This window comes from Salinicoccus sp. CNSTN-B1, from assembly GCF_054792835.1.
Window position 1 is genome coordinate 1069164 of sequence record NZ_JBTWMN010000004.1, and the last position, 20845, is coordinate 1090008.

General features: G+C 46.3%; 19 protein-coding genes and 3 pseudogenes. 15 read left to right on the forward strand and 7 right to left on the reverse strand.

Going from position 1 to position 20845, the window contains the following annotated elements; genetic code table 11:
• Positions 1 to 71: 71 nt before the first annotated feature.
• Together ACYF68_RS06440 and ACYF68_RS06445 are read right to left on the reverse strand one after the other, a co-directional pair.
• The gene (locus ACYF68_RS06440; protein WP_461045885.1) at positions 72 to 971 is read right to left on the reverse strand and encodes a proline dehydrogenase family protein; all 900 of its coding nucleotides are present in this window, start codon (positions 969 to 971) and stop codon (positions 72 to 74) included.
• Between the two features lie 68 nt (positions 972 to 1039).
• Positions 1040 to 1540 (reverse strand): gamma carbonic anhydrase, encoded by a 501-nt coding sequence (locus tag ACYF68_RS06445; RefSeq protein WP_461045886.1) that lies wholly within the window; start codon positions 1538 to 1540, stop codon positions 1040 to 1042.
• A gap of 80 nt (positions 1541 to 1620) precedes the next feature.
• Between ACYF68_RS06445 and ACYF68_RS06450 the strand changes: the two genes are divergently transcribed.
• From ACYF68_RS06450 to ACYF68_RS06465, 4 genes are all read left to right on the forward strand, one after another.
• Complete coding sequence (locus ACYF68_RS06450; RefSeq protein WP_461045888.1) at positions 1621 to 2136, forward strand: alpha/beta hydrolase; 516 nt, start codon at positions 1621 to 1623, stop codon at positions 2134 to 2136.
• Positions 2121 to 2420 (forward strand): hypothetical protein, encoded by a 300-nt coding sequence (locus ACYF68_RS06455; RefSeq protein WP_461045890.1) that lies wholly within the window; start codon positions 2121 to 2123, stop codon positions 2418 to 2420. Before ACYF68_RS06450 ends, ACYF68_RS06455 begins: the two co-directional genes overlap by 16 nt.
• A gap of 194 nt (positions 2421 to 2614) precedes the next feature.
• Positions 2615 to 2839 carry a hypothetical protein gene (locus ACYF68_RS06460; RefSeq protein WP_461045892.1) on the forward strand — a complete coding sequence of 75 codons (225 nt, stop codon included), beginning with the start codon at positions 2615 to 2617 and terminating at the stop codon, positions 2837 to 2839.
• The gene (locus tag ACYF68_RS06465; RefSeq protein ID WP_461045894.1) at positions 2821 to 3873 is read left to right on the forward strand and encodes a cytochrome P450; all 1053 of its coding nucleotides are present in this window, start codon (positions 2821 to 2823) and stop codon (positions 3871 to 3873) included. The genes ACYF68_RS06460 and ACYF68_RS06465 overlap by 19 nt, the downstream gene beginning before the upstream one ends.
• A gap of 185 nt (positions 3874 to 4058) precedes the next feature.
• On the opposite strand, the gene ACYF68_RS06470 is transcribed toward ACYF68_RS06465, so the two are convergent.
• The 3 genes from ACYF68_RS06470 to mnmL all read right to left on the reverse strand — a co-directional run bounded on the left by ACYF68_RS06470 (position 4059) and on the right by mnmL (position 6271).
• Positions 4059 to 4499, reverse strand: coding sequence for a cysteine hydrolase family protein (locus ACYF68_RS06470; protein WP_461045896.1), 441 nt, complete (start codon positions 4497 to 4499; stop codon positions 4059 to 4061).
• A gap of 259 nt (positions 4500 to 4758) precedes the next feature.
• Complete coding sequence (mnmM, locus tag ACYF68_RS06475; protein WP_461045898.1) at positions 4759 to 5322, reverse strand: tRNA 5-(aminomethyl)-2-thiouridylate-methyltransferase MnmM; 564 nt, start codon at positions 5320 to 5322, stop codon at positions 4759 to 4761.
• Positions 5315 to 6271 carry a tRNA modification radical SAM protein MnmL/YtqA gene (gene mnmL / locus ACYF68_RS06480; protein WP_461045900.1) on the reverse strand — a complete coding sequence of 319 codons (957 nt, stop codon included), beginning with the start codon at positions 6269 to 6271 and terminating at the stop codon, positions 5315 to 5317. The genes mnmM and mnmL overlap by 8 nt, the downstream gene beginning before the upstream one ends.
• 160 nt (positions 6272 to 6431) lie before the next feature.
• On the opposite strand from mnmL, the gene ACYF68_RS06485 reads away from it, so the two are divergent.
• The 4 genes and pseudogenes from ACYF68_RS06485 to leuS all read left to right on the forward strand — a co-directional run bounded on the left by ACYF68_RS06485 (position 6432) and on the right by leuS (position 11857).
• The gene (locus ACYF68_RS06485; protein WP_461045902.1) at positions 6432 to 7160 is read left to right on the forward strand and encodes an ABC transporter ATP-binding protein; all 729 of its coding nucleotides are present in this window, start codon (positions 6432 to 6434) and stop codon (positions 7158 to 7160) included.
• Complete coding sequence (locus ACYF68_RS06490; protein WP_461045904.1) at positions 7157 to 8701, forward strand: hypothetical protein; 1545 nt, start codon at positions 7157 to 7159, stop codon at positions 8699 to 8701. The genes ACYF68_RS06485 and ACYF68_RS06490 overlap by 4 nt, the downstream gene beginning before the upstream one ends.
• 5 nt (positions 8702 to 8706) lie before the next feature.
• The gene (locus ACYF68_RS06495; protein WP_461045906.1) at positions 8707 to 9135 is read left to right on the forward strand and encodes a methylated-DNA--[protein]-cysteine S-methyltransferase; all 429 of its coding nucleotides are present in this window, start codon (positions 8707 to 8709) and stop codon (positions 9133 to 9135) included.
• A gap of 311 nt (positions 9136 to 9446) precedes the next feature.
• Positions 9447 to 11857 (forward strand): annotated as a pseudogene (gene leuS, locus ACYF68_RS06500) (leucine--tRNA ligase).
• A gap of 36 nt (positions 11858 to 11893) precedes the next feature.
• On the opposite strand, the gene ACYF68_RS06505 reads toward leuS, so the two are convergent.
• Positions 11894 to 13126 carry a BaiN/RdsA family NAD(P)/FAD-dependent oxidoreductase gene (locus ACYF68_RS06505; protein WP_461047514.1) on the reverse strand — a complete coding sequence of 411 codons (1233 nt, stop codon included), beginning with the start codon at positions 13124 to 13126 and terminating at the stop codon, positions 11894 to 11896.
• A 96-nt stretch (positions 13127 to 13222) separates the two neighbouring features.
• On the opposite strand from ACYF68_RS06505, the gene ACYF68_RS06510 reads away from it, so the two are divergent.
• The 7 genes and pseudogenes from ACYF68_RS06510 to trmB all read left to right on the forward strand — a co-directional run bounded on the left by ACYF68_RS06510 (position 13223) and on the right by trmB (position 20406).
• Positions 13223 to 14764: a putative polysaccharide biosynthesis protein gene (locus ACYF68_RS06510; protein ID WP_461045908.1), complete on the forward strand. Its 1542-nt coding sequence runs from the start codon at positions 13223 to 13225 to the stop codon at positions 14762 to 14764.
• Positions 14765 to 14856: 92 nt separating this feature from the next.
• Entirely contained in the window at positions 14857 to 15549 is a 693-nt protein-coding gene (locus ACYF68_RS06515) for a pseudouridine synthase (protein ID WP_461045910.1), read from the forward strand.
• Between the two features lie 68 nt (positions 15550 to 15617).
• The gene (locus tag ACYF68_RS06520; RefSeq protein ID WP_461045912.1) at positions 15618 to 16355 is read left to right on the forward strand and encodes a hypothetical protein; all 738 of its coding nucleotides are present in this window, start codon (positions 15618 to 15620) and stop codon (positions 16353 to 16355) included.
• A gap of 107 nt (positions 16356 to 16462) precedes the next feature.
• A pseudogene (gene pepV / locus ACYF68_RS06525) lies at positions 16463 to 17883 on the forward strand (dipeptidase PepV).
• Entirely contained in the window at positions 17873 to 18721 is an 849-nt protein-coding gene (dat, locus tag ACYF68_RS06530; RefSeq protein WP_461045914.1) for a D-amino-acid transaminase, read from the forward strand. The pseudogene pepV and the gene dat overlap by 11 nt, the downstream one beginning before the upstream one ends.
• 221 nt (positions 18722 to 18942) lie before the next feature.
• Complete coding sequence (locus ACYF68_RS06535) at positions 18943 to 19734, forward strand: phosphotransferase (protein WP_461045916.1); 792 nt, start codon at positions 18943 to 18945, stop codon at positions 19732 to 19734.
• A gap of 40 nt (positions 19735 to 19774) precedes the next feature.
• Positions 19775 to 20406: pseudogene (trmB, locus tag ACYF68_RS06540) on the forward strand (tRNA (guanosine(46)-N7)-methyltransferase TrmB).
• A 99-nt stretch (positions 20407 to 20505) separates the two neighbouring features.
• Here the strand turns inward: trmB and ACYF68_RS06545 are convergent.
• Positions 20506 to 20805 (reverse strand): hypothetical protein, encoded by a 300-nt coding sequence (locus tag ACYF68_RS06545; RefSeq protein WP_461045918.1) that lies wholly within the window; start codon positions 20803 to 20805, stop codon positions 20506 to 20508.
• Between the last annotated feature and the right edge of the window lie 40 nt (positions 20806 to 20845).

The window sequence follows — 20845 nt, forward strand, 5'->3', positions numbered from 1 at the left end:
TTTCAGTGCCACCGCACCAAGTGCCACCGCACCGACTGCTTTTACTCCAGTCTGGAACATTGGGTCTTTTGTTACGGATTTGACGATGAGGTTGATGTTCTGTGGACGCTCGGCCAGACGTCTGATGAAGTAGGCGTACCAGTCAGTGCCGAACGGAATGTAGATGCAGACGTTGTATCCGCGCTCAACAAGCTCTTTCTGGAGTTCTTCCTGAAACCGAACAGCATCTGGAATTCGAAGCGGTCGTTCGGAATATCATTCTCCTTAATGAAGTCGATTGATTTCTCGATGATGTTATGGTCATGGGTGGCGATGGATGTAAAACCATCTCCCTTAGTCAGGTGGAGTCTGATGAGCAATTCGAATGCTTTATCGATGTCTTCTTTTTCCTGGAGGGCGACCGCAGGCGCTTCCTTATAGGCCCCTTTGACAAGACGGATTCTTCTATCCTTATATTTGTAGACGTCATTCTTTGCATCGAAGAGGTAGGACTGCAAAACAGTACCGATATTATCATAACGTTCCATCAGATGATCGATGACACGTACGGTATCTTCATATGATGCATAGTTCTCCATATCGATATTGACGAACATATTGTGTTTTTTTGCGGTATCCATTATCTCCGTAATATTCTCTATACAGAAATCATAGTCTATATTGAGCCCAATCTGGCTGAGTTTGATGGAAGCTGACGCATCCACACCGTTCTCGCCGATGGCGTTGATCATGTTTAGGATGATATCCTTTTCATGTATCGCATCAGAACGTCTCGTTACGAACTCTCCAAGGTTATCGAACGACACGCTCATACCTTGTGAATTAAGATCTTTGATGCGTTCGATCGTGTCATCGACGGTGATGCCGCCTACAACTTTGTTTGCACCGAATCTCAGTCCCATCTTTTTTGTTGCATCATTCAAAACCTGATTCTCTGATAGTTTTATGAAGACATCCCTAAGTAGTGGCATAGTGTACCTCCTGAATTTTATCTTTATATTATCATAAGTGAATCTCGAGTTAGAAGAAACATATAGTGTCATTTGTAATGTGGGATATGATTTACATATGTTTCGTTTATTCTTTGCATTTCTTCTTTATCTTCTTCCGTCAGTTTCCTTACCACTTTTGCCGGCCGTCCAAACGCCAATGTACCTGGCGGGATTTCCGTCCCGGGAGTGACGAGGCTCCCGGCACCGATGAAAGCCCCTTCACCGATGACAGCTCCGTCCAGTATTGTGGAGTCCATTCCAATCAAAGCATGTTTTTTGATTGTACAGCTGTGCAACGTAGTTTTGTGGCCTACAGTGACGTGATCTTCTATCGTCAAGGGCATATCTGGTGTCTCATGGAGGATCGAGAGATCCTGGATGTTGGTGTGGCTGCCTATCCTGATCGGGGCGACGTCTCCCCGCAGTATGGCACCAAACCACACAGAAGAATGTGCGCCCAGCACCACGTCACCGATGACGGTGGCATCAGGGGCGATAAAAGCGCTTTCATCAATTTCAGGCGTATATCCCTTATAGTCCAATATCATTTCATATTTCCTTTCTTCTAAGTATTGTTATAATAAGTTTATCATATAAGAATGAATTTAAGTATGTTAGGAGCTTTGTAATGTGGAAGTGGGAAACTGATAAACGGCCGAAAGGGGTCGTCCTCGTCATACACGATATGATGGAGCATCATGATTATTATACCGGCCTGATCGCGCAGCTCAGAAAAGACGGCTACCATGTGGTCACAGGTGATCTGCCGGGCCATGGCCAGACGACACGGATGAATAAAGGGCACATATCCGACTTCGCCCAATATCTGGATAGGGTGAAGGAATGGCATGAGGTGGCACGGGCCTATCGACTGCCAACATTCATACTTGGTCAAGGCCTCGGAGGGCTGATTGCAATTGAAACCCTGAGACGCAATATGGTCAGGGCGGATGGGTTGATAGTGCTGAATCCGCTGCTTGCATTCAAGCAATCATTCATCAACCGCAAAAACACCATCCGTTCGAGCATCAGAATGGGAAGTGACGCCCACCGCTTCGATCCCGGCCTCGAACCTGGGTATTTTACGACAGACAAAAATATCTGGAGCTGTATGAGAATGATGAGCTATTGGTACGTAAAGTGAGCCATCACTGGTACCGCACTGTCGTCAATCAGATGAAGGATACCTCTGAGTATATTGATGATATGCCGGATGTTCCCATACTGGCGATTACAAGCAAGGAAAATGACATTATTGAAAAATCGTTGACGGTTAAAATTCTAAAAGACATAAATACAAGCGAGCTGACCCTGCTGGCACTGGACAATATCCAGCATAGCGTGTTCCAGAGAGACGATATTACAGAACCCTACCATTACTTGGCCCGTTTCTTAGATGACCAACTGTTCCGAATCGGTATACTGTGACTTTTCGGACACCTTCATCTTCTCCATTATTGTAATTCCATAAAATGACTATCCGAAAGGCTGACGCATCAAGGAGTTTGCTGTCACTCACCGGGGATAATCAATGGTGCCTGCATGCATTTCATTTGATTGCGATTACATCAATCGTTATCATTATGGTATAGGATTTAAAAAAAGTAATAGGAGAATGAACATTGAAACAGGTACCAGAAACAAAAATCAAATTAACCGAAGTCAAAGAGATGATGGATAAAGGATATGGTCTTTTAGAGGAACTTCGACAGGATGCAGGGGCCCCGGTAGTAAAAGCAGAACTTTTGAATGAAGAAATGATAATCACATACGGGAAGAAGCGGCACGCAAATTCTACGACCCGGAAAACTTCAAAAGGGGCGGCGCAATGCCAACTCCCATCCTGAAAACATTGTTTGGGGAAGATGGTGTCCAGACCCTTGACGGTGAAGCGCATCATCATCGTAAAAATTACTTCATGGATCTGATGGCACCTGAGCGCATGGAGGACTACCGGAAGATATTGGATAGGAACCTGACGGCGGAACTCGACAAGCAGCATGGCGAATTCGAGTTGTTCGACTTGGCCAACAGAGTGCTGTTCAACTCCATTGCCGAGTGGTCAGGTATTAATCTGGAGCGGTATGATGATAAGACACTTGAAGAACTGGCAAAGAACCAGATCTCCATGATCAGTGGTGCAGTAACCTCGCCTAAAGACCATATAAAGGGAGTCTCCGACCGTAATGAATCGGAAAAATGGGCCCGCGAATTGATAGAAGAAGCCCGCGCCCATCCGGTGGAAGGCAAGGAACATCTTGCATTGTACACATTTGCTCAGGCAACCGATTTGGATGGCAATCTACTGCCTGTGGAAGTGGCTGCTGTTGAATTATTGAATATCATCAGGCCGACAGTCGCTTTGACAGTCTGGATGGCACTGATGGGCCATGCGTTGTTTTCAGACGATGACGTCCGCACGGCATTAAAGGAAGATTTTGATGCCTTGCAAGATCCATTCATCCAGGAAATGCGCCGCTACTATCCATTTTTCCCGATGCTGCCAGCGATTGCAGTGCGTGATGTGGAGATCGACGGCTATGAAATACCTGAAGGCAGTTGGGTAGTGCTCGACCTCTACGGCAGCAACCACGATGCGAGAACGGTTGCCCACCCGGAAGCATTCGATATCACCCGATATAAAGATAAGGCAACTTCACTCTCATACGAAGAGGAATATGAAATGATCGCCCAAGGCGGCGGGAAGTTCAGGGAGATGCACCGCTGCGCCGGGGAGTGGATCACCCTCCACAGCATGAGGGTATTCTCCGACCACCTGGTCAATAGATATGAATTTTCTATACCAGAACAGGACTGGACCATTCCCATCAATCAATTTCCGACCTACCCGAACAGCCGTGCATTACTGTTCAAAGATTGATGAAAAAAGTCTCTTCGGAGACTTTTTTCATTTGGATTATATCCAAGGTATCAACGGTTTTGAAAACATGAGGCATGTGAATATACTGATCGATAGCGCCTGATCAATGAAAGAAATCCTTCAGTCCATACTAATAGACGAAGGATTTTTTAGTTCAACATTCGATTGTACTTTCATTTGAACCGTCAAAACGCTTCAGTAATATCAGTTTCAGTAGCCGGTGTGACATTCGCAAACATTGAGCGGTTGATGATCCTTAAGGAAGCTTCATGATCTTCATCCACTTCCGACGCCACACAATCACCCGGCACCCACAAATTGAATTCCCGCATGTATGCCTCAGAAGAAGTGAACAGTACACACATATCTCCGGAAAGGCCTGTCAGAATGAGGTTCTCGACTTCCAATTTTCTAAGGAGTATATCCAACTGTGTGCCAAAAAAAGCAGAGTGTTTCGGTTTGATGAGGAAGTAATCCTTCTCTTCTGGAAGGAGCTGTTCAATGACTTCCTTGCCGATGCCTTTTTTGCATTCCTCTATCAAACTGTTCATGTCCTCATGCCACAAGCCGAAGTTGTCGTTTGCATATATGACGGGAATGTCATTTTCCTTGGCCTGACGTTTCAATTCACGCAGCGGTTCTACAATTCCCGGGCGTTCTCAAGCAAGTCCTCGCTGCCTTCAAAATCCATCTTATTTATGATGTCTATCATAATTAGAGCTGTTTTGCCTTCCATATCCATCTTCCTTTCCGAGTTGAGTCTTCCAAAGTGATGAAAGAATATTTAATCTGAATATATATACCCGGATGGGATTGAAGATAACATCAACATTGGCGGTTTCTACTTGTTGGGTATCCTCCATCGATAAAGTGAAAAATTCACCGTCAAGGCATGCTTATCTTTTCCACACATAGCAGGAAAGGGGCATCATTCTTCTGGTTGATGAATTGGTACTTGAGGACCTGGGCTTCCTTTTGGGACCAGTGTGATAGGGAGCCGAGCAGTTTATCGCGCTCTATTTTCCCGGACGGGTGTCCATGGTAGACCACTATGATGATCCTCCCTCCGACAGTGAGACGGTCGAATATTTCACTTAAGGCGATGGAGGTGGATTCATAGACGGTAGTGATTTCTTTATCCCCTTTCGGCAAGTAGCCGAGATTGAACATTGCGGCACGGATTGGCGCATCCTTTGGTATATAGCGCCCAAGGTTTGCATGCGAGTCCAATATGAATTCTATATTGTTGTGAGGTCGGCATAAGTCTTTGGCGTTTGCGATCGCCTGGGCTTGGATATCGAAACTGAACACTGTGCCTTCTGATCCGACGGCATCTGCCAGAAATTTCGTGTCATGACCATTACCGCACGTGGCGTCGATGACAATATCGCCAGGCTCTATGACTTCTTCTGATAAATGCTTCGCTTGGGGCAATATTCGTCTAAACATCGACTCTCTCCTTCTTTTCATATTTCAGTCCCTGATGAGTATCCCTCACCTTCAACTCCTCGTCTATACTGTTGAGCACATTCCATTTATCTGTACTCCACATCGGTCCGATCATCTGGTCGATCGGTCCATCCCCGGTGATGCGATGGATGATCATTTCTTCAGGAAGCACCTCAATCTGATCGCATACCAGATTGACATAATCCTCTTGGGTCATGAATTCGAGCAACCCTTTTTGATATTGTTTGACCATCGGCGTGCCATGCAGCAGGTGGAGCAGGTGGATTTTGATGCCTTGCACATCCATGTCGGCCACTGCTCTGGTGGTTTCCATCATCATTTGATAATCTTCGCCAGGGAGGCCATTTATGATATGGCTGCAGACATTGATGTTGTGACGCCTGAGCTTATCGACCCCTTCACGATAGCACTTCATATCATGGGCACGATTAATCAGTTTTGAAGTACTTTCATGAATTGTCTGGAGACCGAGCTCGACCCAAAGATAAGTCCGCTCGTTGAGTTCAGCTAAGTATTGCACGACATCCTCAGGAAGACAGTCGGGGCGTGTGCCGATCGACAATCCGACGACACCTTCAATTTCAAGTGCCGCTTCAAATTTCTCACGCAGCACTTCGAGTGGTGCATGGGTGTTGGTGAAAGACTGGAAATAGGCGATGTATTTACCATGCTTCCATTTTCGGGACTGCATTTTGGATCTGATCTTTTCAAATTGAACCGGTATCGGATCCACCCGGTCCCCGGCGAAGTCACCGCTGCCGGCGACGGAACAGAAGGTACATCCACCGTAGGCTACGGTGCCGTCCCTGTTTGGACAGTCAAAACCAGCATCTAGTGCGACCTTGAATATTTTTTCATTGAATTTATTTTTAAGATGATAATTCAAAGTGTGGTAGCGTTTATCATCAAAACTGTACTTAAAATCCATCGTTCATCCACCTTTCATCCTTACATATTGAGAAGTGTACCATATGTTATGGGTGCTTTTATCGGGTCTTGAGAGAATGGGGGAATGTAAAGTTTATCATGGGACGTAGATGAGGTATGATGGAATCATTAATCCAGATTGTGGACGACGAGGAGATCATATGATTAAAGTAAACCGGTTGAATAAGAACTATAGCGCACATAATGCAGTGACAGACCTCGATTTTGAAGTGGGGGATGGTGAACTGTTTGCATTCATAGGCCCGAATGGTTCCGGCAAATCCACAACCATCCGCATGATGACTGGACTGCTCGAGCCTTCATCGGGTTCAGTTGAGCTATTTGGTGAAGAAATGCGTCTCGACAAGGTGGCGCTTAAGCAGCGTATCAGCTATGTGCCGGATACTCCAGACTTGATAGGCAGGCTCAATGGCCATGAATATCTGAATTTTATAGCGAGTGCCTACCGTATGGAGCAATCTGCATTTATGGAAAGAAAGCAGGAGCTGTTGGAACTGTTTGACCTAGAAGGCGCTCTCGGGAGCTTGATAGAAGAATATTCCCATGGCATGAAACAGAAGCTGGCTCTCGTCGGTGCCTTAATCCATCAGCCCGACGTCCTATTTCTGGACGAACCAACCGTGGGCCTCGATCCTAAGAGCAACAGAAACTTCAAGCAATACTTGATAGAGTACGTCAAGAGCGGCAAGACGGTGTTTTTGACGACCCACAACCTCTCCCTTGCTGAAGAGATTGCCACGGATATATTGATTATATATAACGGGAAGAAACGTGCCCATGGTTCGCTCGAAGCCTTGAAGCAGGAGGCGGTTGGCGCAACTTTGGAAGACATCTTTTTGGAATTGACTGATGGAGCGGGCATACGATGATTCGTCTGATACTTAAAACTGAAATGCGTTCTGCCTTCAATTATTGGAAGTCAATGGGAGAAACAAAGGTGATTTTATACATCATCATGGCACTTCTATTCATGCTCTTGCCATTGCCGTTGCTCGGATCGCTACTTTTTACGTTGACGCTATCATTGAAAACGGATCATTTGAGCAGCTACATCATGATCCTGTCGCTGGCCGCCATAGTCATATTGACTCTACTGTCGATACATTTCATCATCAAGGACATGATTCTAAGTGCGAATGTACCAATGTACCTCTCTTTTCCCATCTCGGCTGGGGACTTGTTCTGGGCTAAGTTCATCAAACATGCATTTCTGCATGCGGCCATCATCCTTATGCCGATAAGCATGATAGTGGGGGTGGCCCTAGCCATTCGGTTTGAGGAATGGATCCTGCTCATAAATAGCGCGGTATACTTTCTGGGAGTGGGTGTGGTGATTACATCTTTGGCTTATTTATGCACCTTTCTGACAGCCCACATACTGCCAGCCAAAAAGGTCAGCGGGGTACTCTCATTTGTAGGGGCTGCGTCTTTCATACTGGTCTATCTCGCTTTCTTTGCTCTCGGAGATTCGATAAAGGGGTGGACAAAGAGGCTGCCTGAGAGCCCTGTGTCATTCGACGGGTTCCTGTACGGGTTTGATGTATCAATAAGCATCATATTCATATCGTCTGTGGTTGGGCTTGCGGTCGTAATGGCCAAGTCAGCCAGCCATGTGACAAGACGGGCGATGGTCCGGGGCTGGAATTTTTACGGCCACTCCGGCAAAAGAATGAAGTCAGGGACGAAACTCGAGCGGGTCGTGCATCCGATTGTGACGCTGATGCGCAAAGACTTGAAAATGACAGTGCGTGACTTTAAGGAGCTGGCTGTGTTATTGCCATATTATCTATTGCCACTATTTCTAATATACGTCTCTGGATTCTCAGGGCAGACCGGGACCGGCACTCTTGATATGACCGACATCCTCATATCGGCGGTTGGAGGAACATTGGTGATGTCTTTATTTGTCGGTGCATATAATACTGCACGTGATGCTGAACATTTCGCGATGCTGAAAGCTCTGCCGCTCAAAGGGTCAAGCATTGCGGTATCGAAGTACCTTTTCACTCTGCTGACCACTGTACCTGTGATGATGGTGGCCTTCACCGTAGTCTGGTATTTATCCCAAGCGGCGCCAGGAGACCTCGTCCTCCTTATCATCATGATATTGCTGTCAGCCCTGACAGCAGTGCCGATCGGCATGATGATAGGCAGCAAAAACCCTGTGGTCAGCTATAGGAATCCGAGGAAAAGGCTTGATACCCTAAGCAATGTAATGATCAGTTTCTCCCTCGTAGTCGTACTTATGCTGACAGGGGTGGCTACAGGGCTGATGGACGGATCAACTGGAGTGGACCGGCAAGTGCTGATAGTGGGTTCCCTTGTATTACCAGCAGTGGTTTCAATATGGCTGCTACGCAAAGTGGCAAAACGTTATGATAAAGGGTTTAAAATCACCTATAAGGAGTGAAAGAAATGCAAAACATCTATTTTATGGATGCACCGGTAGGATGGTTGAAAATACGTTCCGAAGATGGGGTGATCGTGGAACTCGATCATGCTGACAGACCAAAGGATGATCAAGATTTAACGGAAGTATCAGGAGTCATCCGCCAATGTGTGATGGAGCTTGAAGAGTATTTTTCAGGAGAACGCCGCACTTTTGAAGTGCCAATAGATATCACCCACTCCGGCACGGCCTTCCAGAGAAAAGTGTGGCGCCGGCTCAGTGAGATACCTTACGGCGAAACGATAAGCTACAAGGAATTGGCGGTCGACTGCGGTGGGCCAACCTATTCACGCGCAGTGGCAAATGCGAACGGTAAAAATCCGGTATCAATCATCATCCCGTGTCATCGGGTCATTGCCTCAGATGGTTCGCTTGGGGGTATACCGGCGGAGTAGACAAAAAAACAAAACTCCTAAAGATCGAAGAGACCGGACTATAGCGAGGTTGCGTCTTGCGTATTGGCGGTTTATAATCTATATTTATAAGTATAGGAAGTAGTATTGTGCATAACCATATCCAGAGAGCCGGTGGATGCTGCAAACCGGCAATGCGTGCACAGGAACTCATCCGGTACGAATCAATTCCATGTAGTATAAAAAAGAGCTGCACTATCAAGTGAATGCGGGTGGTACCGCGGTCGTATACATATATGATCGTCCCATGCCTTATATTGGCATGGGATTATTTATATTCAAGGAGGATTATCATGACGTTCAACCATAAAGAAATTGAAAAGAAATGGCAGCAGTATTGGGAAGAGCAGAAGACTTTTAAAACTGAGGATAAAATCGGAAAGGAAAAATTCTACGCGTTGGATATGTTCCCATATCCTTCAGGGGCCGGACTGCACGTCGGGCATCCGGAAGGGTATACAGCGACCGACATAATCTCAAGGATGAAACGCATGCAAGGGTATAATGTGCTGCACCCGATGGGCTGGGATGCCTTTGGTCTACCCGCTGAACAGTATGCCATCGATACGGGAAATGATATCCGCAGCTTTAATGAAACGAACATCGATAATTTCAGGCGCCAGATAAAAGAGCTCGGCTTCAGCTATGACTGGGACCGCGAAATCAATACGACGGATCCGGAATACTATAAATGGACACAGTGGATTTTCATCCAGCTCTACAAAAAGGATCTCGCATATATCGACGAAGTGCCGGTGAACTGGTGTGAGGCGCTCGGTACGGTACTGGCGAACGAAGAAGTCATCGATGGATTGTCGGAGCGCGGTGGCCACCCGGTCGTCAGAAAACCGATGAAACAGTGGATGCTCAGGATCACCGAATATGCCGACCGGCTGCTTGAAGATCTGGAGGAATTGGATTGGCCGGAATCATTAAAGGACATGCAGCGCAACTGGATCGGCAAATCGGAAGGCGCTAACGTACGCTTTGACATCGCCGGCACTGAAGAATCTTTCGAGGCATTCACGACCCGTCCGGACACCATCTATGGCGCGACTTATGCCGTCCTTTCCCTGAACATGCACTGATTGAAAAGATATGCTCGGACGGACAGATTGAAGCGGTCAAATCATATCAGGAACAGGCAGCAATGAAAAGCGAGCTTGAACGGACTGATCTGGCAAAAGAAAAAACAGGAGTGTTTACGGGTGCATACGCCATAAACCCGCTTTCCGGAGAGGAAATGCCAATATGGATTGCAGACTACGTATTGGCGAGCTACGGCACGGGTGCCATCATGGCTGTACCAGCCCATGACGAGAGGGATTACGAATTTGCCCATGCTTTTGACCTGCCTATAAAAGCAGTTCTTGAAGGTGGGGACATCTCAAAAGAAGCCTATACGGGTGACGGCGTGCATATCAATTCTGGAGAGCTGGATGGCCTCGATAAAGAGGAAGGAATCAAAAAAGCAATCAGCCTCCTCGAGCAAAAGGGAGTAGGGGAACAGAAGACGACCTACAAGCTGCACGATTGGCTCTTCTCCCGCCAAAGGTATTGGGGCGAACCGATTCCAGTCATCCACTGGGAGGACGGCACAATGAGTGTCCTGGAAGAGGATGAATTGCCGCTCACCCTTCCGCAGATGGATAAGATCAAACCGTCCGGTACAGGCGAATCGCCGTTGGCAAACAACGAAGAATGGATTTCCGTCACCCGTGAAGATGGTGTCAAAGGGCGACGGGAAACGAATACGATGCCACAATGGGCCGGCAGCTGCTGGTACTATCTGAGGTTCATCGATCCCCATAACCCGGATGCCCTTGCTTCCAAGGAGAAGATCGAGCACTGGCTGCCGGTCGACTTGTATATCGGCGGGGCAGAGCATGCCGTCCTTCATCTGTTGTATGCGAGGTTTTGGCATAAGGTGCTGTACGACATCGGTGTCGTTAATACTAAGGAACCTTTCCAGAAACTCTTCAACCAAGGGATGATACTTGGGGAAGGTAATGAAAAGATGAGTAAATCCAAAGGGAACGTAATCAATCCGGATGATATCGTCGCCTCCCACGGGGCAGACACGCTGAGACTCTATGAAATGTTCATGGGGCCGCTCGAAGCGTCGATTGCCTGGAGTGATAAAGGACTGGATGGTGCCCGTCGCTTCCTGGACCGGGTATGGAGATTATTCATAGACGAGGATGGCAGCGTAAGGGCACTCGTCGTCGATGAAGAAACCGTTGATATGGCTAAGGTCTACCACGAAACAGTCAAGAAGGTGACTGAGGACTACGAGACGCTCAACTTCAATACGGCAATATCCCAACTTATGGTATTCGTCAACGAAGGCTATAAAAAAGACAAGATAAACAGGGCTTTCGTCGAAGGCTTCATTAAACTCCTGTCTCCAGTTGCACCGCATATAGCAGAAGAACTGTGGGAAAGGATGGGATACACGACCACAATCGCCTACGAAGATTGGCCGGTCTATGATGAATCAAAACTTGTTGAAGAAGAGATCGAAATCGTCATTCAGGTCAATGGCAAAGTGAAGCATAAGATGAATGTGCCAACAGGGGCTTCAAAAGATGACCTGGAACGCATTGCAATAGAATCTGATAACGTCCAACAGGCAATCAGGGATAAGACGGTACGCAAAGTAATCGTGGTTCCGGATAAACTTGTAAATATAGTAGCCAACTAAAAAAAGCCGCTTCCAAAATATTTTGGAAGCGGCTTTTTATTGTGCTGCACTGTTGCCGGCGACGTAGCCCGTGACAAGTGCACTTGTAATGTTGTAACCGCCCGTGTAGCCATGGACGTCAAGCACTTCCCCAGCGAAATACAATCCTTTCACCAGACGACTTTCCATGGTCTGAGGTACGATTTCCTTAAGGCTTACGCCCCCGCCGGTTACAAAGGCTTTTTCAATGGACTGGGTACCATCTACCTCGAATTCAAAGCGCTTCAGGAACCGGATGATGGCATTGATATTCTCCTTGGACACATGATGGCCGCTGAGCGCTGCATCAATATCCAAAGAGTCGAGCATGAAGATCACCATACGCTCCTGCATGAGCGGCTTCAGGATGTTTTTCAGGGAGCGGTCCCGATTCTCCCTGATGGCGCGCTCCACTTGTTCCTTCAACTGGCCGGCAGTGGCGTCGGGATGGAAATCGATCGACATTTTTATGGTCTCCGACTTCTGACTCTGCAGCTCTTTATGGACGAACTGGCTGCATCTTAGACTTGCCGGACCACTGATGCCGAAGTGGGTGAAGATCATATCCATGCGATGGGTCACCCGCGGCTTACCGTTCTTTTTAAGCACAGAAAGGGCGACGTCGGACAAGCTTAACCCTTTTAATGCACCTGATTTAATGAAAGACTCAGAAGAAGTGATGGGGACTTCCGTCGGAAAGAGCTCAGTGATTTTATGGCCTTCCTGTTCTGCAAAGCGATGTCCATCGCCGGTGGAGCCAGTGTGCGGTACACTTTTGCCGCCTGTGGTTACAATGACTGACTTGGCTTTCATGGTACGGCCGTCAGCGAGTCTGACGCCCTGCACCGTTTTGTTGTCGGATATGATTTTATCCACGATCGTTTCAGTCATGATTTCCACCCCGTTTCGCTCAAGGGCGTCCAGAAATACTTGCAGTATGTCTTTTGCCTTATCCGTTTTCGGAAACATGCGTCCGTGGTCTTCTTCTTTTAAGGCCACCCCTCTGGATTCGACAAATTCGATGATGCTTTCATTATCGAATGTAGAGAAGGGGCCGTAGAGAAATTTGCCGTTGCCGGGGATATGCTTGATGATCTCCTCATAGGGGAGGCGGTTGGTGACATTACATCTGCCGCCCCCTGAAATGAGCAGCTTTTTCCCGAGGGTTTTATTTTTCTCGATCAGCAGCACTTTGTTTTGGGTCTGGGAAGTGGCAAATGCCGCCATGAGCCCACTCACACCACCGCCTATTACAACTGTTGGTACATCTGTTGTTCTCCTTTTTGTTTAAAACTGTTATGCTTTCGATTATAATGAATATTATTCTTAAAATAAGAGGGTTATAAAATGTCTGATTCAAATAAGCTGGTGCGCGGAACATTTCTGCTCACTATCGCGACAGTCATCACGAAAGTACTTGGTATGCTATACCTGATACCATTCTACAGCATTATGGGCGGCGAGGAAAATCTCGCTCTCTATGGGTATGCATATACGCCCTACACAATCATGCTGTCTATTGCTGCAGCCGGAGTCCCGGGGGCAGTGTCCAAATACGTCTCCAAATACAATGCACTCGGGGCGTATGCCACAAGTCAGAAGTTATACCGGTCAAGTCTGCTCGTCATGATGGCATCAGGGTTTATCGCTTTTTTAATTCTATTCTTGGCGGCACCCTATATTGCAGAACTGCAGACCCTTGCTGCCGGTGACGGTGAGCATCGTTGGTCCACCGAAGATATCACCCGCATCATCAGGGTCGTAGGCGTTGCGGTGATCATCATCCCGTTCATGGCGACTTGGCGCGGGATATTCCAAGGATTCGAGTCATTCGGTCCGACAAGTGCTTCTGCAGTCGTCGAACAGATCTTAAGGATCGTCTTCCTGCTCATCGGCTCTTCCCTTGTGCTCTATGTATGGAGTGGCTCTGTACAGACGGCCAATGAGCTTGCAGTGTTTGCAGCATTCATCGGGGGTCTTGGTTCACTGGCGACGTTGTGGTTCTTTTGGCGCAGAAGAAAACCCCACATCCAAAAAATGGTCGAGTCGGATGAGACGGATTATGATTTCTCATATAAGGAAATGTATTCTGAAATCATCAGATACGGTATTCCATTCATCATAGTCGGCATCAGTATTCCACTCACGCTGTTCATAGACCAATTGACCCATAATAATGGCCTTGCCCTTGGTGGGGTACCTGAAGAGTTTCATGATGCATGGTTTGGCATGCTGAACCTGACGACGCACAAACTCGTCATGATTCCGACGGCCTTCGCCTCTGCATTTGCTATTACAATCTTGCCGTTCATCACGAAAAACTACCATCAGAGCAATATGAAAGACGTACACCACCAGATCAAGATGATGGTTTTAATGCTGTTGTTCTTTGCCGTACCTGCAGCAATCGGTATGATGATCCTGGCAGCACCATTGTATACTTCGTTCTATAGCTATAATGAAATGGGCATTAAGATTCTGATGTTCTATGCACCGGTCAGCATCGTCATTTCACTATTCACAATCACATGCTCCATCCTTCAGGGCATCGATAGGCAGAATCTGACGCTCTATGTCGTTCTGACTATGCTCGCCATAAAAGCGGCAATCAATATTCCGCTTATAATGCAATTCGGCACGGTCGGGGCCGTCATGGGCACCGGCACAGCACTTAGCATTGGTGTCGCAATCAACTTCTACATTATCAGGAAGCACGGTGGGTTCAGCTTGAGGACATTGTTCAGACCACTGGTGGAGATCATGGTCTACAGCCTCGTGATGCTTTTGGCAGTCGAAATTGTATACTATATTTTCATCCTGAATGCCGAGGTTGAGCAGAAACTCAACTCCATCATCATCATGGCCGTCGCAGTCCCGGTGGGGGCATAGTCTATATGATACTCTCCTTCAAAACCGGGCTGGCTGATGAGATACTCGGAAGCAGGGCAGATAAGATACGCAAAAGATTGAAGGTGCTATAAATGAGACTCGACAAGTATTTGTCGAATGCCGGCGTGGGCAGTCGGAATGATGTTAAAAGGTTCATCAGGAAAAAACATGTCGCAGTCAACGGTAAAGTGGTCACGGATCCGAAATCATCCGTTTCAGCCGAAGATACAGTCGAGATTGATGGAGAAGCAATCCAGCTCGAACAGTACATCTATTTTATGCTGAATAAACCTTCAGGTGTCATTTCTTCCACTGAAGAAGGCGCCACGTCAACTGTAATAGACCTGATCGATCACCCGCAAAAAGGCGAACTCTTTCCAGTCGGAAGACTCGATAAAGATACAACCGGACTGCTGCTGATCTCCAATGATGGCAAACTCGCCCACACTCTTTTGAGTCCAAGGAAAAAACAGCCGAAGACATATATCGCGACGTTGGCAAAAGCGCCGGAGGAAAAAGATTTGGAACTGCTCAGGGAAGGAATCCCCCTGAAAGATTTTACGAGCGCTCCGGCTCAAGCACACAGGTTGTCTGAGAAGGTCGTTGAATTGACGATCACCGAAGGCAAGTTCCATCAGGTGAAAAGGATGTTCGGGTACCTGGAAAATGAAGTCATTGCCCTTGAGCGCATTTCATTTGCCGGCTTGGAGCTGGATGGGACTTTAGAACCTGGGGAATACAGGCGGCTCAAAGAAAATGAAATTGCTTTGTTGAGAAACGTTTAACAAATATGCCAATGGGTAAATATCAATCAGTAGACGACTACAAAATAATATGACAAGAGGTGTTTTAAATGGCTAGAAAAACAGGTGGATTGCTGAAAGTTGCAGCTATGCTCGGCCTTGCCGTGGCTGCTAAGCAACTTTCCAAAAAGGAAAACCGTGATGCAGTGAAGAATGAATACAACAAAGTGAAAGAAGATCCTAAAAGCTATGCCCAAGATGTACAGGACAAACTTTCAAAACAGGCTGGAGAATACCAGGAAAGAGCGAAGAGTGAATATGACCGGGTGAAACAAGATCCGAAGGGCTACGCTCAAAATGTACAGGAAAAAGTAAATAAACAGGCTGCAGAATATCAAGAGCGGGCAAAATCTGAAATCGAGAAAGCGAAAGAAGATCCCAAAGGGTATGCCCAGTCAGCACAGGAGAAAGCCAAATCAAGAATGAATAAAGATGAATCAACAGGTTCAGACGATGGTTCGGACGGCAATGACAAAGTTTCTGCAAGCCAGGGCAAAAGTAGTGTGTCCGGCGAACACTCCACAAAACCTGACAGGATGGATGCAGAAGGTCAGCTGACAGACGAACAGATGAACAATGAGTGGATTTCCGAAGGTGGCATCCACCCACAGGAACACTTGCAGGATGATGTCAGCCATGGTGAGTTGAATAAAGATGAAGCGAAAGTGATTGAAGGGCTAGAAGGCGAAGAAAATGTTGATGTGGTACAAGACGAAGGTGAAATGGACGGCAACCATAATATCCACGTCGTCACAGATGAAGGCCTACAGTCAAAAAAAGAAAAATAAGTAATGAGGAAGGGGACACGTGAGATACACGTGTCCCCTTGTTTTATGATTCCTTTTCTTTATCATTAAGCTAAAGATTGCGTCATATTTTATGGGGGTTGTCATCAATGGATTATAAATCATTAGTAGAATCACATAGTGAAGCACTGATCAATGACCTTAAAGGGCTGCTTGAGATAGAGAGTGTAAAGGGAGAAGCCGTAGAAGGCGCACCAGTCGGTACTGGACCGAAACAAGCATTGGACTACATGATGGAGCTTGGCGAAAGGGATGGTTTCCTGACCAAGACCGTCGACTCGATAGCGGGACATATCGAAGCGGGGAAGGAAGGACCGCTGTTTGGAATATTGGGGCATGTCGATGTAGTTCCGCCGGGTAGTGGTTGGGATTCCGATCCGTTTACGCCAAAAGTCGTGGATGGCACAATTGTGGCACGTGGCGTGCAGGATGACAAAGGGCCGACTATGGCTGCCTATTACGCAATGAAGATACTCAATGAACAGGAATTGCCCTTCAAATACCGGACACGTCTAATCATCGGTACTGATGAGGAATCCGATTGGAAATGTACAGAAGCCTATTTCAAGTCAGAGGAAATGCCTAAGGCCGGATTTGCGCCGGATGCTGCATTTCCGCTTATATATGGGAAAAAGGCATCTCTACATTCAACCTTGTGCAAAAGAACCTCCAAGTTGATGAAACTGAGCCGAATATCGAATTGAAGGTGCTGATTTCAGGTGAGAGATATAATATGGTGCCAGAAGATGCAGAAGCCAAGCTCAAAGTCCTCCAGAACATGAGCGAAGTAATCCAGTCGTTTGAAGACTTTTTACGCGAAACTGAGGCAGAAGGGAATTATGAAGTGGATAACGGATTCCTGAAACTCGGCGTCCAAGGAAAAAGTGCGCATGGGTCTACACCAGAGGCAGGAATTAACGCCGGACTTATACTGATTGATTTCCTCTCGAGATTGAATATGGATGATAATGCGGAGAGCTTCGTAAATTTTGCCACTGAAAGACTGGCCGGCAGCACCGATGGTTCATTACTCGGCATGGATGGCTCCCATCCGGAACTGGGGGAGACGAGCGTCAATGTCGGAATGATCAACTACACGGAAGTCGATGGCGGCATCTTTGGTGTCAATCTGAGATATCCCGAAGGCCTCGATTTTGAGGCAGGTGTGGAAAAGTTGGATGCAGCGATCATGGAACAAGGCTTTACTGTCGAAGATGTCGACTTCCAGCCTCCCCACTACGTGGATAAAAATGATCCTCTAGTTAAAATACTTACAGAGACATATCGCAACCATGTCGAAGATGAGTCCGAACCATTTACGATAGGTGGGGGTACATATGCGAGGGTCCTCGAGAAGGGTGTTGCATATGGTGCCATGTTCAATGATACGGAAGATACTATGCATCAGAAGAATGAACGGATGAAAATAGAAGAACTGCTGTTGGCCACCGAAATCTATCTGGAAGCATTGCATAGAATATGCATAAAGGGTGAATTGAATGAAAATTAGTTATTATAACGGTGAATTTAAGCAAGACGCAGATATCTCGATTGACTATAATGATAGGGCGTTTTATTTCGGAGATGGAGTCTACGAAGTCATCCGGCTTTACGATGGTGTTTTCTATACACTTGAAGCGCATATCGATAGGCTTTTCAGAAGCATTGAAAAGATAGGGATTAAAGGGGTGGAACGCAATGAAATCATGGAGATTATAGCTGGATTGCAACAACAGAACCAAATAAGCAATGGCTATATCTATCTTCAAGTATCAAGAGGTATAGATGGCAGAAACCATTCTTTCCCGGTTAACACGCCTCCTGTGGTTATGGCATATATGAATACAATTGAAGGCCCTGCCGCACATAGTGAAGAAGGGGTGGCCATCATCACATCTGAAGACTACCGCTGGTTGAAATGCGATATTAAAAGCCTCAATCTGCTGCCGAATGTACTGGAAAAGCAGCGTGCTGTAGAACAGGGGGCCAAAGAAGCGGTATTGCACCGCAATGGCACCGTTACGGAAGGAACCTCAACAAATGTATTCATCGTCAAGGAGGGTACCTTGTATACTCATCCGGCGGACAACCTAATACTGAATGGCATCACCAGACTTTCAGTACTCGAAATAGCTGATGAATTGGAGATTCCAGTAAAAGAAGAAAGTTTTACGTTGGCTGACCTTACTGCAGCTGATGAAGTATTCATTACAAGCACAACTTTGGAAGTGCTGGCGGTAGGCAGCGTTGATGAACAAGCGGTCGGTGAAGGACTTAAAGGTCCGATGACGATGCGAATCCAAGAAGCCTTTCAAAAAAAGACCCAAAAATTAAACATGTCCAAATAATGTTAAACTGAAAAATTACTCTAATTATTTTTTATTCCTTCAACGCTTGCACTGTATGGATTTGAAGGTGTCGGACATCCAGTTATCAAAATCGGTTCAACGATAGTTCTTGAAATAAGCGAAGAAACACTATAAAATTTATAACACGAACAGAAATCTGCGCTATCTTATTCTTGAATATTTAGCGCTTTTTTCTTTGATGATGAAAAGAGGTGTGGAATTTGGAGCATTTCTATCAGCTCGGCTGGACACTAGACCCCGTCGGTGGTGCCTCCGGTGAAGCCTATAAGGCGGAACAGGATGGCAGGAAACTCTTCCTGAAACGAAATGCCAGCCCTTTCCTTGCTGCGTTGTCTGCTGAAGGCATCGTTCCGAAGCTGGTCTGGACAAAAAGAATAGAGACCGGCGAAGTAGTGACGGCACAGCATTGGAAGAATGGCCGGGAGCTGACTCGTGATGAAATGTGCTCGGAGAGGGTCGCTTTATTGATGAGTAAGATACACTCGTCCAATCCTCTCCGCACCATGCTGAAAAAATTGGGCATGAAACCCATGTTGCCGGATCTCCTCCTCAATAAGATTCAAACGTCGCTTTCACCTAAGGTGAATGCCCATCATACTGTACGGACGGCCATTCAATATCTGGAGAATGAAATGCCGAAGATCGATGAATCCTTCTGCACAGTATGTCACGGGGATGTCAACCATAATAATTGGTTGCTATCTGAACAGGATGAACTTTATCTGGTGGACTGGGAAGGCGCGATGATAGCCGATCCGGCCATCGATCTCGGGATGCTGCTATATACTTATGTGGAGCCGGAGGATTGGGAAAAATGGCTTGAGGGTTATGGTAAACCGCTCAATAGAGATTTAAAGAAACGTATGAAGTGGTATACTCTGGTCCAGGCGATCACTATGATTCAGTGGTATGAGGACCATAAGCGGTTTAAGGACATGAACGACTGGATTATCTTTTTGAATAAAGTGATAGAGAGGGACCGCTTCATATAGAGTCATGTTTTATAAGAATCGGTAACAGGTGGTAAATATAATGAGGATGCGTAATAAGCCATGGGCTATGGATTTTCTGAACGAACACGGGCATATCGTGGATACGGATTCGTCCTATGCAGGAAATATTCAAGGGTTTTTCCCTTCAAAGCAACCGATTCATGTGGAAATTGGTACTGGAATGGGTACCTTCATAATTGAAATGGCCAAAAGAAACCCTGGAATAAACTACGTCGGCATCGAGCTTGATAAAAATGTTCTGATCCGTGTAGTCGAGAAGGTGAAGGAGGAGGGACTTGGTAATATCAAGCTTGTCCTCCTGGATGCCCGTAGGCTGGAAGAATATTTGGGGAAGAGGAAGTGGAAAGGATATATCTCAATTTCTCCGACCCGTGGCCAAAAAATCGCCATGAAAAGAGAAGGCTTACCCATGAAGGGTTCCTTGAAGGATATAGAAAAATTATGTACAAGGAAGGCCGCGTTGAATTCAAGACTGATAACAGGGGTCTGTTCGAGTTCAGCCTGAGAAGCATGAACAATTATGGAATGGCATTTGAAGAAGTCATCTTGGATCTTCATGCTGATGAACCTCCTGAGAACATACGTACTGAATATGAGAATAAGTTCTCGGCTCAAGGAAATAAAATATACCGGTTAAAAGCATCTTTCTAGGATGCTTTTTTATGTCGTGTATTTCCTTAATGAATAATGATAAAATGTAAATGGCGCCTTCGTTTCTCAAGGTATGGAAAAATAAAAAAAGCCGGGGAACTACAGTTCCACAGCTTCCATCATTTCACCTGTATAAGCATCGGCAGTAAATTGATAACGCCTTGTCGAATCGCCTTCTCCTGTATGGAAACGGCCAGTGTAGACATCGCGTTCAAGACCGAGAAACTTCTTCTTTGAAGGGCTATAGTCAAGTGAGATGAATGTAATGTCATCATATTGAGCACGTAATTCTGCTAGGATGGCACGGGGGTGGACATTTTTGTTCATCCTGATCCATACAAGGGCAGGAAGCAGCGCAAGAAGAATAGCTATGGAAATCTTTACATTTCTAGATGGCATGGTATGACCTCCTATCGCAATAATTTTATCATATTTATGT